This window comes from Pseudomonas putida (assembly GCF_050989985.1).
Lineage (GTDB): Bacteria > Pseudomonadota > Gammaproteobacteria > Pseudomonadales > Pseudomonadaceae > Aquipseudomonas > Aquipseudomonas putida_AI.
The window spans coordinates 1,752,522-1,765,854 of record NZ_CP158815.1 but is presented as its reverse complement, the minus strand read 5'-3'; the positions used below and the strand labels follow the sequence as shown (position 1 = coordinate 1,765,854).

At 58.9% G+C, this 13,333-nt stretch carries 18 protein-coding genes and 1 pseudogene; 10 read left to right on the top strand and 9 right to left on the bottom strand.

What is annotated here, in order from left to right:
• Positions 1 to 262 precede the first annotated feature (262 nt).
• The 3 genes from ABTV29_RS08585 (at position 263) to ABTV29_RS08575 (ending at position 2,766) form a co-directional block, all read left to right on the top strand.
• Entirely contained in the window at positions 263 to 733 is a 471-nt protein-coding gene (locus ABTV29_RS08585) for a hypothetical protein (protein WP_433769665.1), read from the top strand.
• Between the two features lie 486 nt (positions 734 to 1,219).
• Positions 1,220 to 2,113, top strand: coding sequence for a sensor histidine kinase (locus ABTV29_RS08580; protein WP_433769664.1), 894 nt, complete (start codon positions 1,220 to 1,222; stop codon positions 2,111 to 2,113).
• Positions 2,110 to 2,766 (top strand): response regulator, encoded by a 657-nt coding sequence (locus ABTV29_RS08575; RefSeq protein ID WP_433769663.1) that lies wholly within the window; start codon positions 2,110 to 2,112, stop codon positions 2,764 to 2,766. The genes ABTV29_RS08580 and ABTV29_RS08575 overlap by 4 nt, the downstream gene beginning before the upstream one ends.
• A 17-nt stretch (positions 2,767 to 2,783) precedes the next feature.
• Here ABTV29_RS08575 and yegS read toward each other — a convergent pair whose 3' ends face one another.
• Positions 2,784 to 3,686 (bottom strand): lipid kinase YegS, encoded by a 903-nt coding sequence (gene yegS, locus ABTV29_RS08570; protein ID WP_433769662.1) that lies wholly within the window; start codon positions 3,684 to 3,686, stop codon positions 2,784 to 2,786.
• Positions 3,687 to 3,897: 211 nt separating this feature from the next.
• Between yegS and ABTV29_RS08565 the strand changes: the two are divergent.
• Positions 3,898 to 4,116 (top strand): annotated as a pseudogene (locus tag ABTV29_RS08565) (hypothetical protein); the annotation flags it as partial.
• Positions 4,117 to 4,244: 128 nt separating this feature from the next.
• On the opposite strand, the gene ABTV29_RS08560 reads toward ABTV29_RS08565, so the two are convergent.
• Positions 4,245 to 5,468 carry a molybdopterin molybdotransferase MoeA gene (locus tag ABTV29_RS08560; RefSeq protein ID WP_433769661.1) on the bottom strand — a complete coding sequence of 408 codons (1,224 nt, stop codon included), beginning with the start codon at positions 5,466 to 5,468 and terminating at the stop codon, positions 4,245 to 4,247.
• Entirely contained in the window at positions 5,452 to 5,991 is a 540-nt protein-coding gene (gene moaB / locus ABTV29_RS08555) for a molybdenum cofactor biosynthesis protein B (protein ID WP_110964153.1), read from the bottom strand. Before moaB ends, ABTV29_RS08560 begins: the two co-directional genes overlap by 17 nt.
• Positions 5,992 to 6,081: 90 nt before the next feature.
• Between moaB and mobA the strand changes: the two genes are divergently transcribed.
• Positions 6,082 to 6,681: a molybdenum cofactor guanylyltransferase MobA gene (mobA, locus tag ABTV29_RS08550; protein WP_433769660.1), complete on the top strand. Its 600-nt coding sequence runs from the start codon at positions 6,082 to 6,084 to the stop codon at positions 6,679 to 6,681.
• Between the two features lie 74 nt (positions 6,682 to 6,755).
• A complete protein-coding gene (locus ABTV29_RS08545) occupies positions 6,756 to 6,977 on the top strand; it encodes a YgdI/YgdR family lipoprotein (RefSeq protein ID WP_433769659.1) in 222 nt (73 codons plus the stop codon).
• A gap of 71 nt (positions 6,978 to 7,048) precedes the next feature.
• Here the strand turns inward: ABTV29_RS08545 and ABTV29_RS08540 are convergent, their stop codons facing one another.
• From ABTV29_RS08540 to ABTV29_RS08515, 6 genes are all read right to left on the bottom strand, one after another.
• Positions 7,049 to 7,327, bottom strand: a complete 279-nt coding sequence (locus ABTV29_RS08540; RefSeq protein ID WP_433769658.1) for a hypothetical protein — start codon at positions 7,325 to 7,327, stop codon at positions 7,049 to 7,051.
• A gap of 159 nt (positions 7,328 to 7,486) precedes the next feature.
• Positions 7,487 to 8,377, bottom strand: coding sequence for a pseudouridine synthase (locus ABTV29_RS08535; protein ID WP_433769657.1), 891 nt, complete (start codon positions 8,375 to 8,377; stop codon positions 7,487 to 7,489).
• Between the two features lie 70 nt (positions 8,378 to 8,447).
• Positions 8,448 to 8,765 (bottom strand): transcriptional regulator, encoded by a 318-nt coding sequence (locus ABTV29_RS08530; RefSeq protein ID WP_137807279.1) that lies wholly within the window; start codon positions 8,763 to 8,765, stop codon positions 8,448 to 8,450.
• 163 nt (positions 8,766 to 8,928) lie between these two features.
• A complete protein-coding gene (locus tag ABTV29_RS08525) occupies positions 8,929 to 9,165 on the bottom strand; it encodes a glutaredoxin family protein (protein ID WP_433769656.1) in 237 nt (78 codons plus the stop codon).
• A 77-nt stretch (positions 9,166 to 9,242) separates the two neighbouring features.
• Positions 9,243 to 10,451, bottom strand: coding sequence for an ammonium transporter (locus ABTV29_RS08520; RefSeq protein ID WP_433769655.1), 1,209 nt, complete (start codon positions 10,449 to 10,451; stop codon positions 9,243 to 9,245).
• Positions 10,452 to 10,465: 14 nt separating this feature from the next.
• On the bottom strand, positions 10,466 to 10,711 hold the full coding sequence (locus ABTV29_RS08515) for a hypothetical protein (protein WP_433769654.1): 246 nt from the start codon (positions 10,709 to 10,711) through the stop codon (positions 10,466 to 10,468).
• A 65-nt stretch (positions 10,712 to 10,776) separates the two neighbouring features.
• Here ABTV29_RS08515 and ABTV29_RS08510 point away from each other — a divergent pair, with 65 nt between their 5' ends.
• The 4 genes from ABTV29_RS08510 to ABTV29_RS08495 all read left to right on the top strand — a co-directional run bounded on the left by ABTV29_RS08510 (position 10,777) and on the right by ABTV29_RS08495 (position 13,315).
• On the top strand, positions 10,777 to 11,091 hold the full coding sequence (locus ABTV29_RS08510) for a DUF883 family protein (protein WP_433769653.1): 315 nt from the start codon (positions 10,777 to 10,779) through the stop codon (positions 11,089 to 11,091).
• A gap of 2 nt (positions 11,092 to 11,093) precedes the next feature.
• Positions 11,094 to 11,483: a phage holin family protein gene (locus ABTV29_RS08505; protein WP_433769652.1), complete on the top strand. Its 390-nt coding sequence runs from the start codon at positions 11,094 to 11,096 to the stop codon at positions 11,481 to 11,483.
• Positions 11,480 to 11,821 (top strand): hypothetical protein, encoded by a 342-nt coding sequence (locus tag ABTV29_RS08500; RefSeq protein ID WP_433769651.1) that lies wholly within the window; start codon positions 11,480 to 11,482, stop codon positions 11,819 to 11,821. The genes ABTV29_RS08505 and ABTV29_RS08500 overlap by 4 nt, the downstream gene beginning before the upstream one ends.
• Before the next feature lie 165 nt (positions 11,822 to 11,986).
• Positions 11,987 to 13,315, top strand: coding sequence for a deoxyguanosinetriphosphate triphosphohydrolase (locus ABTV29_RS08495; RefSeq protein ID WP_433769650.1), 1,329 nt, complete (start codon positions 11,987 to 11,989; stop codon positions 13,313 to 13,315).
• The last annotated feature ends 18 nt before the right edge of the window (positions 13,316 to 13,333 follow it).

Genomic DNA, 13,333 nt, shown 5'->3' with positions numbered 1-13,333 from the left:
CCCTGAGCAACAATCAGGTGCAACCTGATATTCGCAATATCCAATAGCCATTAATGTGACGCCATTCTCATTGCATGAATGGAGTCAGGCTTTTGTGTGCGATCGCGGGGCAGCAGCCCTTTACCCTCCCAATTAATTCCGCAGCCTGTGCCAACGCCGGGCGGAATGCGATTGCACGACGAAACGCAGACGTAGGAACGCCCAACGTTCTCGTCGACACACACGACATCCCCTCACTAGTCATGACGTTGTGGAGATAAGCATGCCGGACAATCGTAAAGAGTGGGCGAAGCGGGTCCCGGAGTTTCTCATCGAAGCCGAATCGCTCCTGGCCAAGACCGAGGAATGTTTGAGCCATCTGCAACTGATCAGCAATGACAGGGACGCAATCGATTGCATGCTCAGTACCCTGCTCAAACTGGCCAGCAAGGCGGATGCCCTGGCACTGGCGGCCGTCTCGGAATTCTCCCTGCACATCCATAGCCTGCTCAACCATGCACAGAGCCACATGGACCTGCACGACGAGGCCCTGAGTGCACTCAAGGACTGCCTTACGCTGATTGCCTGGCAACTTGAACTGATCGACCAGAACACCGGCCAGTTGAGCCTCGATGAAAGCGAGCAGACGACCCTGATCGAAGCCTTTGCCTTCCAGGTAGGCCACCATCAGTTTCAACCACCGGTCAATTCCAAGCCTTTCACCGTGGTTCCCTATCTGGAGCGTCAGGCCTGAACCCGAAGAACCGTGTCGTATTTCACATTTATTGACACTAGTACGCAGTTAATTGGCTGCACTCATGTCGCAATTGAATACTGCTTATCCATTTACGACCCCATGCAAATAACAACTCTTCTTTAAGGCAACTAAATGCCTGTCTCGAACAGGGGTTAACCTGGCACTAGAACACCAGGTTTTACGGTAAATAGACTCTTTACGCCGACGATAACCCCACTTTCCCAGTGTGAATACCACACTGTTTCCTGACTTCCAGGACACATATCCCGTACGCGACCAACGGTATCTTAAGTGGTATTATGCCGCCCATTAGTTGACGCCAATTAAAGGCCGTATGATTTCCACTGGCCCGAACAACTTTCCGGCCGGTTTTTCTTATACAAAACCATGCGTCACTCACGTTGCTGTACAACTTTACAAACAGAGGCTCGTCAGCCCCATGACCAGCCTGCCCGCAGCGCATATTCATTGGCTCCATCCGTTATGTACGCCAACCTCAAATCAATCGCCACGTGGCCACCTTCACGAGAAAACGCGCGTCGGTTCACGCTTTCGCTATGCGCCTGCTCGACCCTGGGCAGCCTGCTGATCTATGGCCTTTCGATTCCCCTGCCGCTGGGTTTGCTGATACTCAACGTTGCGGCCTTGAGTTGTGTCTGGGTGCAATATCGGCTGTCGCGCAAGTCGATCAAGTTTCAGCCGCAGGAACTGGCCGATCGCTTGCTTGAGGTTCAGGAAAACGAACGCCATCGGCTCAGCCGCGAACTGCATGACGATATCGGTCAGTTGCTGACCGCTGCGAAACTGCAAAGTGCCTGGCTCAAGCGGCGAATGCCCGAAGAGCTCCAGGGACAATGCGCCGTCCTGTGCGACACGCTGGAAGAAACCCTGGCCAAGGTCCGGGATGTATCGGCCATCCTCAATCCACGGCAGTTGACCAGCCTCGGACTCGAAGCCAGCCTGCGTGCGCATCTACTCAAGACGCTGGCCAATACTTCCGTGCACTGGAGCCTGGAATGTCACCAGCGCCTGACCGGGATTCCGGAAGAAATGGCCGTGGCGGCGTTTCGCATTACCCAGGAAGCGGTCACCAATATGCTGCGGCACGCCGAGGCGCAGAATCTGCTGGTGTGCGTGCAGCGTTTGCCCCAGGGCCTGTCCCTGTCGATTCGTGACGACGGCCAGGGTTTCGCACCCGCTACGGACCCGGGCCGTGAGGGGCAGCGCGGAATGGCCGGGATGTCGGAGCGGATCAATCAGTTGGGCGGTACGCTGACCGTCACCAGCGAACCCGGCAAAGGCACTCAAATCGAAGCTCTCTTCCCCTGGGCGCCCCGCGCGCTTGAACGGGCCAGTACGAATAAGGTTATGCATTGACTTGTAACTTACTTCTGGTGGATGACCACTCGCTGATCAGGGCTGGCGTGCGCGCCCTGGTGATGGATCTTCCTGGCTATGCCGTCATCGGCGAGGCCAACGACGGCTCGCAGCTGCTTGCCATGGTCGAACACCTGTCTCCGGATATCGTGCTGCTGGACATCTCCATGAAGCAGACCGGTGGCCTTGAGGCGCTGCAGCAACTCAAGCGCATCCGCCCGCACAGCAAAGTGTTGATCCTGTCGATGCATACCGACCCGGCCCTGATCATGCAGGCCCTGGAATCCGGGGCCCATGGTTATCTGCTCAAGGACACGACCGCGACCGAGCTGGAACATGCGCTGGAAGCCTTGCGCAACAACGAACGCTATCTGAGCCCGGCCATTGCCCACACCGTCATCACTCAGGCACTGACCCGGACCCAGACCGCACCAGAACCCTCGGACACACACAACCTGACGGCCCGTCAGCTGGAAATCCTGCGCTTGATCGTTCGCGGCAAATCCACCCGGGAAATCGCCAATGGCCTGGGCCTGAGCGTCAAGACCGTCGAAACCCATCGCTCGCAAATCATGAAGCGCCTGCAGATTTTCGATGTGGCGGGTCTGGTGTTGTTCGCCGTACGCGAGCAGATCATCAGCCTGGATGACTGACTGAGCCCCCTTGGTACTCAAGAGCCCGTCGCGCTCAACAGCGGCGAGTCTTCCGGCAAATGCACGCGCAGGGCTGCCGGTCTTGCCGAGAAACGCAGACTGTCACCCTCCAGCGGCTCGCCATCGAGGTTGATGTAAAGGCCTTCGGAGACCTTGATCTCGACCCATGGCAGCCGGGCTCGCACGAACATGCTGTCGATACCGAAGCCGTCGGCCAGGATGTTTTTCAAGGTACCGACCACTTCCTGCGGCGCCGGCAAAATACTGATATCGAGCAACCCGTCATCGGCCAGCGCCTGTGGACATAACACATGTCCGCCACCTGCCTGGCGACCATTGCCAATGCCCAGGGCCAGCAGATCACCGCTCCAGTGAAAATCAGGTCCCTGCAACTCACCGTAGGCTGCGTGCAGTTCGCTGAAGCGTGACAATCCGGTGAACAGATACGCGGCGCCGCCCAGGACCTTTTTCAGATCCTCGGAGGTGTTGGCCGTGACCTGACTGCCAAAGCCGCCCGTGGCCATGTTCAGAAACACCTGCCCGCCAACCTCCCCCAGATCGATGGCAACGGGCTCAATGTCCAGTAAATCCAGCGCCTGGGCAGGCTCCAGAGGCACACCGGCTGCACGGGCAAAATCGTTGGCGGTTCCCAGCGGCATCAGCACCAGGCTGGCTTGCGTCGATTTGGCGGACATCGCTTCGGCAATATCACGCAGCGTGCCGTCACCACCTCCGGCGACGATTTGCCCATAGCCCGCCGCCAGTGCCTCATCCACCAAACGTTGAGCGTCGCCCGTCTCCCACGTCAGCCGGACAGCCAGCTCCCAACCTTGTTGGCGCTTGCTTTCGACGGCCGCCCGGACCTCCTCGTTGAGCGCCTGCTTGCCATGCAGAATCAACAATGCCTTGCGTTCGCTCATGTGTCGTCCCTCTCCGTTTTAGTACCACATGAGAGATGTTGACCCCGTACTGCGTGAGAAAAGTCGATGCCTGCCGAATTATTTTCCTTCGCGCACGCTTGAGCCTTAGACGACAGGATTTTTCTTACAAAACATGAGGAATCGGCTTAATTGACCATCAGGAGGGACTCGTACACTTTGGTGTCCGGATTTTTCAGCCTTCCACAGAACAAAACATCCAGGAGAAGTTGATATGGAACCTCGTGTCGTTGAGCTGGAAGCCCACCTCAAGTACATCCGCAAAGACATGGAAAACGTGCGCAACGAAGTCAGGTCCATCAAGCATCGCCTTGCCTATACCGTTGGGGGAACGGTGGTGCTACTCGGCCTGCTGGGCTGGATTGCCAATAGCCGTTTCGATCAGCTTGTGACACTGCTGTTGGCGCATTGAGCGCCCCCCAAAAAAACATGTAGGAGCGAGCATGCTCGCGATGCTAGTCCAGACAACGCGGGCATTCAGATACCCCGCGTTATCGTTGTCCTCCATCGCGAGCGTGCTCGCTCCTACAGTTACAGCATTTACAGCACTTCACTTAGTGGAATGAAATACACCGCATCACCGGCTAGCAGCGTGCGATCTTCCAACACTTCAACCAGTCCATCGGCCCAGGCGGCGCTGCGCAACACACCGGAACTCTGATTTCTGTAGATGATTGCCCGTCCGTTTTCGAGGCGACCACGCAAGTACTCACGTCGATTGCCCGCCACGGGCCAGTCGAATCCGGCCGGCACCTGGATCTTCAGCGGTTCCACCTGTTGTACACCCTGGCGACGCAACAGATAGGGTCTGGCCAACAAGGCGAACGTCACCAGTGTCGATGCCGGGTTACCGGGCAAGCCGATGACCGGTACGCCGCGAAAATGCCCGAACGTCAGCGGTTTTCCGGGTTTGATGGCGAGCTTCCACAAACTCAGCTCACCCTCCTCCCGCAAGGCGATGCCCAGGAAGTCAGCCTCACCGACCGATACGCCACCGGTGGAAAGAATCAGGTCGACATTTTTTAACTCGCCAAGCCGCGCACGGGTGGTGTCCAGATTGTCCGGAAGAATGCCGGCGTCGATCACTTCACAGCCCAGGCGCTGCAACCAGCTGCAGAGCAACACACGATTGCTGTTATAGATCTGCCCGGGGCCGAGCGCCTGCCCCGGTTCGATCAACTCGTCTCCGGTGGACAGCACCGCAACCCGCACCCGACGGATCACCTCCAGTTCGGCACAACCAAGCGAGGCCGCCAGGCCCAGTTCGATTGGTCCCAGAACCGTACCTGCCGACAGAATCAGTTCACCGACCGTGGCCTCCTGTCCTTGTGGGCGAATGTTTTGCCCAGGCTTCAGGGTCTCGGTGAATCGCACTCGTCCGTCCGCCTGGACTTCGGCGTTTTCCTGCATTTCGACGCAATCGGCGCCGGCGGGAACAGGGGCGCCGGTGAAGATCCGGGCACAGGTGCCAGGCTGCAAAGCGTCAGGCGCCTGCCCGGCAAAAATCTTCTGGCTGACAGCCAGCGGCTCGCCGGTCCAGTCGGTCACGCGCAGGGCATACCCGTCCATGGCACTGTTGGGCCACGGTGGCAGGTCGAGGGTCGACAAGAGGTCTTCAGCCAGCACACGCCCCTGGATTTGCGCCAGCGGCAAGCGCTCACGCTCGACAATCCTTGAGGCTTCGGCCATGTCCAGCAAACGTGCGAGCGCGACCTCGACCGGCATCAGGCTGCCGGTCTTGCCCGGCTTACCCGCGGGATTCACAGGGAGCCGCCTGTTTCAGGTGAGTCACGAAATTGCATGGGCGATGCCGCGAGTCGAGCTGCTCGGCAAGGATGCCGTCCCAACCCGTACGTACGGCATTGGTCGAACCCGGCAAGCAGCAGACCAGCGTGCCATTGGCCAACCCCGCCAGTGCGCGCGATTGAACGGTTGAAGTGCCAATGTCGGCTACCGAAATCTGCCGGAACAGCTCGCCAAAGCCATCCACTTGCTTGTCGAGCAGGCAGGCCACCGCTTCCGGCGTACTGTCGCGTCCGGTGAAGCCGGTACCGCCGGTGATCAACACCACCTGCACGACGTCGTCGGCAATCCAGTTGGCGACTTGCGCACGGATTTTATAGAGATCATCTTTGAGCAAGACCCGGGAAGCCAGGTTATGACCGGCGGCGGTCAAGCGGTCGACGAAGACCTGGCCTGAAGTGTCGGTTTCCAGGGTTCGGGTGTCGCTGACCGTCAGAACTGCGATGTTTAGCGGTGCGAAAGGTACTTCAGCCTTGGTTGTCATAGGCTCATCCAGTTGTAGGAGAAACAGCCCGGTGTTATATCACAGCGCCCCATTTTCTCGCCGCTCCACCCTGCTCAATGGAAACCCGCCATGACGTCGAATCATTTGCCCCTCTGTTCCATTCTGCTCCTGGCAGGTGGCCGCGGCCAACGCATGGGCGGCCAGGATAAAGGTCTGGTGCAATGGCACGGCGAACCGCTGATTGCTCACCTGCATCGCAAGACGCGTGGGGTGAGCGATGACTTGATCATTTCCTGCAACCGCAACCTGGAAAAATACGCGCCCTACGCCGACCAGTTGGTTCACGACGACGAAGGCGATTTTCCAGGGCCACTGGCCGGCATTCGAGCGGGCCTGAAAGTGGCTCGACATACCCATATGCTGGTCCTGCCTTGCGATGTGCCCCGTGTCGACGAGGCCCTGATCGCCAGCATGCGCGAAGCCGCCAACCTTAATCCGGACAAGCCGCTGATGCTGCGCCATGACGGTCATTGGGAGCCCCTGCTCTGCGTCATTCCCGTGGCACTTCGCGATGATTTCGAAAACGCCTGGCAACAGGGTGAACGCAGCCCCGGACGACTCATGCGCCAGCTCGGCGCCACGGCATTGCAGTGCCCTGACAACGACCCGCGACTGGCCAACCTCAACACGCCGGAACTGTTAAGCGCGCACAACACTGTGTCAGACTGACCGCACCGAGGAACTTGCACGCGCTGCACACGTCTGAAGTTCAGTAACCAAAGAATTCATTTCGGAGACACACCATGACTCAACGGACCCTGGCCACTTTCATGCTCGCTCTGGTCCTCGCTACCCTCGCCGGTTGCTCATCGCCTGCAGTGATCACCTTGAATGACGGTCGCGAGATCCAGGCTGTCGACACGCCAAGCTATGACAAGGATTCGGGCTTCTACGAATTCGAACAACTGGACGGCAAGCAGACCCGCATCAACAAGGATCAGGTTCGCACCGTTAAAGAGTTGTAATCCGCGCGGCGACTACCGGATACGAAAATGCCCCGACTTGTCGGGGCATTTGCTTTTCCGGGTGACGCAAACTACGGGTTCGGCTCTTTCGCCAGCTTGTCCACGCGGGTGATTGCCTGCGTGGCTTCGGTGATGCATTTTTTGTCGTCGTTGGCAGCGTTTGCCGCTTCCGCGCTGGCCTGAAGGCGTTTGACTTCCATGGTGGTATTTTCGGAGGTGGCCGGCAGGGTGGTTACCTTGTCCTTGAGTTCCTGCAGCTTGATCATGCAAAGGTCGTGGTCTGCGGCAAATACGGGAGAGGCCAACATTGCTGCGCAAATGAACATTCCAGCGAAAACGGTACGTTTCATGGGTATCTCCTTGCATGGAAGGTCTCGGAGCCGCCGAAGAATCTGGCTGCTATACCGAGTTCTTTGAACGCCACCCTCAAGGGGCCTGTTCAAATGACTGCAAAGCTGATCATAAATTCGATTTATTCGAACCCCGCATGAATCAGAGGGCCCCCTTGCTTACCACTGCAGGGTGATCGCACTCTCGAACGTTCTTTCCTGCCCCGTGACCGGGTCCACGAACGTCAATCCCTGGGCCAACAGCTTCAGGGGATTAGCGTAGTCGTCCTGCGCATCCTTGAGGACCTGTGGATAAAACGGGTCGTTACAGATGCTCGCGCCCAACGCGGTCATGTGTACCCGCAACTGATGCTGCCTGCCCGTCACCGGGTACAGCGCATAGCGCCACAACTCATCGTTCCGCTCTCTGACCTCGACGAGCGTCTCGGAATTCGGTGTCCCCGGCCCCTCCTGCATGCGGAAGAACGGCTCGCCCTTGATGAGTCGGCTTTTATGCACCAGGGGAAACGAATGTTCTGGCAATGCCCGGGCGATGGCCTCATAGCGCTTTTCGATTTGCCGGGTGGGGAACAACGACTGATAGGCCGAACGGGTTTGAGGATTGGCCGAAAACAGCACCAGCCCCGCCGTATGCCGGTCAATGCGATGCAACGGCACGAGATTGGGGTTATCCAGGCGACGTATCAGGCGCCTTAGCAACGTCTGTTCGACATATCCACCCGAAGGCGTCACGGGCAGAAAATGCGGTTTGTCCGCCACCACCAGATGTTCGTCCGCATACAGGATCGACTCGAGCACCGGGATCGGCTTCTCGTCCGGGACTTCGCGAAAATAGTGAATGCGCAGGCCTTGCCTGTAGGGCAGGTCCAGCGGGATGGGGGAACCTTGCCCATCAAGCACACGGCCTCGGGCGAATCGATCCAGCCATTGTTCACGACCGATGGCGCTGAAGTGCTCGCACAGGCAATCGAAAACGGTCTGCCACGAGCCAGGCGGCAAACAGAGTGTGCTGGCCTGGCTGTGTGCAGCGGAAAAAGATGGACTGGACATACGAAAGCTCTAAATCTCAAGGCAGAGCGGCATTATCCAACAGCGGCGCGAGTGAACCTAGCGGAGAATCTCAAGCCGGTATCGGTGTGCGCGCCGCGGCCTCGGTGTACTCCTTCAGCCAGCGCAGTACGTCGACCGCCTCCCAGCGCCCCGGGTCATACAAGGCGTACAACAGGCCCTGATAGCCCACCACGTCCAGCTGCCGGTGATAGCCGGCGCGCTGGAACAAGGCTTCGATTTCAGCGAAACAGGTATTGAAATGCAGTTTGTTGAAAGGCGTCTTGCCCTCCGTTACCAGACCGTCCAGACGCAACTCCAGGACCGCCTCGCGGACCACGTCCACCGACATCCGGTTCACGCTGCTCTTCAACTGTTCGACATTGACCACGATTCAACCCTCTTGCGCCCGGACCGAACCGCTGGCCCCTGAATCCAGGAACAGCGGTGCGCAATCCGAATAACTGTATGCGCATACAGTATCCGAATCGCAACGGTTAAGCCAATAGGATCAATCGCAAAGTTCGACCGGCGCAGCGGTCATCACGAGAGGTTCAACGCAGAAAACTCACTACATCGTCGGAACCGAAAGGCCAGCCCAGCTCAGCTCCGGTATCCACCCGACGCAAGACCGGAATCCGCAGGCTGTAGGCCTGGAACCAGGTTTCGTCGTCGGTGATGTCCACCAGCTCCACCAGCAGGCCGCGCTCGACGAACTCCATCAGCAGGGCTTCGGCCACTTCACAGAGATGGCACCCCAAGGTGCCGAACAGCTGACATTCAGGAGGCATGAGCGCTCAACCACAAAAAATAAGTGACTATTCTAGGCCTGCCCTGAAAAGTCGTCGAGCGCCCGGCCGGCGGTCACTCAGTCCTGGCTGACCGCGCCGATCTTGTGTATCGACAGGTCCGCGCCGTAATACTCTTCTTCCTGGCTCAGACGCAGGCCGTGGAATGCCTTGATCGTGCCATACACGGCATGGCCCCCGACAAATGCCACCACCACGCCCAATCCCGTGCCGATCAACTGGCTGATCAGACTCACCCCGCCCAACCCGCCCAATGCACTCTGGCCGAAGATGCCGCAGGCGATTCCGCCCCACACACCGCACAGGCCATGCAACGGCCAGACACCCAGCACATCGTCGATGTGCCATTTGCCTTGAGCGGCGGTAAAGCACCAGACGAACAGCGCCCCGGCAATCGCCCCGGTCACCAGCGCACCCACGGGATGCATCAAGTCGGAGCCGGCACAGATGGCCACCAGCCCGGCCAGCGGGCCGTTATGCAGGAAGCCCGGGTCATTGCGCCCGACGATAAGGGCCGCCATGGTGCCGCCGACCATGGCCATCAACGAATTCACCGCCACCAGCCCGCTGACGCCTTGCAGGGTTTGCGCGCTCATCACGTTGAAACCGAACCAGCCGACGATCAGGATCCACGACCCCAGCGCCAGAAACGGAATGCTCGACGGTGCGAATGCCACCAGACGGCCTTCGCGGTAGCGACCATTGCGCGGGCCAAGCAGCAGTACCGCCGCCAGCGCCAGCCAGCCGCCCATGGCATGCACGACCACCGAGCCGGCAAAGTCATGGAAACCCGCGCCGAAATGCACGAGCAACCAGGCTTGCAGGCCAAAGTTGCCGTTCCAGACCATGCCTTCGAAGAACGGATAGATGAACGCCACGATCAATGCAGTCGCGCACAACTGCGGAACGAATCGCGCACGCTCGGCGATGCCACCGGAAATGATCGCCGGAATGGCCGCGGCGAAGGTCAGCAGGAAGAAAAACTTTACCAGCCCATAACCGTGATCGACGTTGATCACCGCCGCCGGCTGCATGAAGGTCACCCCATAGGAAATCCAATAGCCTATAAAGAAGTAGGCCAGCGTCGAAACGGCGAAGTCACTGAGGATCTTGGACAGCGCGTTGACCTGGTTTTTCTGGCGAACCGTACCGACCTCAAGGAAGGCAAAACCGGCGTGCATGGCCAGGACCATGACCGCACCGATCAAAATGAACAACGTATTGGAGCTATGGACCAGGCTGTCCACAGCGCTTTGCAGGTTTTCCATGGATTAGGCAGACCTTAAGGCAAAAAGAGCACCAAAGCAGTTCGCGCGGGCAATCCATGCACCAAGTTGTGACGCCTGGCATCCAGGGCATCACGCCTGATGAACCGCTTTGGCGCACAGGGTTCGTCAAGGCCAATCACAACCGTTTCTTTTGTTCGGTTTTTGATTGCTGCAATCAGGGTTTTACGTAAATCATGCCCAGCATCGGCGCAACGGCGCAGGCTGACGCACCACGACACAGCAAAAGTTGTACCAGTCATTTGTACTGAACCTTCGCACAAGGCTCATACTCGAACCTTTCAGACGCCACCCATGGAGATCACCAATGGCCAGCACCAAGGCAAAGACTGCTCAAGAAATCCTGATGAACGACTTTCAGACACTGGTCAGCGACACCGAGCGGTTGCTGGAACATACGGCGTCCCTGGCGGGTGACCAGGCTGACGAGTTGCGCGGGCAGATCCATGAGAGCCTGCTGCGGGCTCGGGAAACCTTGAAGCTGACCGAGGATTCTTTACGCGAGCGTGGCCAAGCCGCTGTCACCGCGACCGAAGACTATGTTCAGGCCAACCCATGGCAATCGGTCGGCATCGCCGCCGGTGTGGGTTTCCTGCTCGGTCTGCTGGCAACCCGGCGCTGATTATGGCGACTGAAGATTTCGGCTCGTCCGCATCGAGCGCCAGTTCCTCATCGCGACGCCTCGGCGCCGCCTTTCTCGGGTTGCTGCACAGTCATGTCGAGTTGTTCGGCATAGAACTGCAGGAACAAAAGGCCCGCACCGTCAGCCTGCTTTTGTTCGCAGGCCTGGCCCTGGTGTTTGCCCTCTTGTTGCTGGTGGGATTGTCGACGCTGGTGATGATCCTGTTCTGGGACACCTATCGCCTGGCGGCCATCATCGGTCTTTGCGTCTTCTATACCCTGGCGGCGATCTTCTGCGGCCTTCGCTTGAGAGCGGCGATTTTCGATGAATCCTCGCCCTTCCATGGCACGCTGGAAGAACTGTCCAACGACCGGGAGCGACTGCTGCCATGAACCTGCCTGAACTGCCTCGCAACAGCTCGCGCATCGAAATGCGCAAGGCGTTGATCCGCTTGCGCATGGAAATGCATCGCCAGGAAATCCGCCACGAGTCCGCGCAACTGTTGCAACCCTTGCAGCGTGTTCGCGGGATGACGCAAAGCCTGCACGAAGGTCTCGGCATCAAGCACGCTCCACTGTGGGGCGTGGCCGCGGTCACACTGTTGGGCTTTCTCACCGGCAAAGGTGCCAAGAGTGGCGGTACCAGCGGCCTGATCCGCCTGGTTCGTCTCGGTGCGACGCTGGGACCGCTGATCAAACTGGTGATGCAGGGCTCTTCGCGCAAACCCTGAGCCGTCACTTTCTGGCTCCATTCCTGCGAAAACCCACGGGATGAACCTCTTGATCAAGGGGTTCATCCCTGTGCGGCGACCCGGACAGTAGCTGCAGTTTCCCTTGCAGGTCAGGATGCGAACCGGGAAGCTAGGAACTCAAGTCCCCCGACGGAGAGACCCGCCTTGGATTGGCACACCCTGCTTACCCGTGAACGCCTCGGAAAGCCTCTGCACAGCTCGCAAGAACTCGGCCGCAGTCCTTTTCACAAAGACCATGACCGCATCATTTTCTCGGGCGCGTTTCGTCGTCTCGGGCGCAAGACCCAGGTGCATCCGGTCTCCAGCAACGATCATATCCACACGCGCCTGACTCACTCGCTGGAAGTCAGTTGCGTCGGCCGATCGCTGGGCATGCGCGTCGGCGAGACCATCCGCAGCGCCCTCCCCGACTGGTGCGAACCCGGCGACCTGGGAATGGTGGTGCAGTCGGCCTGTCTGGCCCATGACATTGGCAACCCACCGTTCGGTCACTCCGGCGAAGATGCGATTCGCCACTGGTTCCAGCAAGCCGCCGGCCGGGGCTGGCTGGATGCCATGAGCGAAGCCGAGCGCAATGACTTCCTTAACTTCGAAGGCAACGCCCAGGGCTTTCGGGTACTGACCCAGCTGGAATATCACCAGTTCGAGGGCGGCACCCGACTGACCTATGCCACCCTCGGCACCTACCTGAAATATCCCTGGACGGCGAGGCACGCCGACTCGCTGGGGTACAAGAAACACAAATTCGGCTGCTACCAGAGCGAACTGCCGCTGCTGGAGCAAATCGCCCACAAGCTCGGCCTGCCGCAACTTGAAGATCAGCGCTGGGCGCGCCATCCGCTGGTTTACCTGATGGAGGCCGCCGACGATATCTGCTACGCGTTGATTGATCTCGAAGATGGCCTGGAAATGGCCCTGCTCGAATACAGCGAAGTGGAGTCCTTGCTTTTGGACCTGGTGGGAGACGATCTGCCGGAAACCTATCGGCAGCTCGGTCCCGGGGATTCTCGCCGGCGAAAACTGGCCATTCTGCGTGGCAAAGCCATTGAACACCTGACCAATGCCGCGGCGCGCGCCTTCGTCGAGCAGCAAGACGTGTTGCTGGCCGGCGCGCTGCCCGGCGACCTGGTGGAACACATGCACGGCCCGGCCAAACGTTGCGTCCTCAATGCAAAGGATATGGCGCGCAAAAAAATCTTCCAGGACAAACGCAAGACCCTGCACGAAATCGGTGCCTACACCACCCTGGAAATTCTGCTCAACGCTTTCTGTGGCGCGGCGGTGGAACAACACAACGGTCGCACCCCATCCTTCAAGAGTCGGCGGATTCTCGATCTGCTGGGCAACAATGCTCCGGATCCGCACGGTTCATTGCATGCATCGTTCCTGCGCATGATCGACTTCATCGCCGGCATGACAGACAGCTATGCCAGCGACATGGCGCTGGAAATGACGGGGCGCTCCAGCCGCTGATGAGCGCCTGCTGATCGG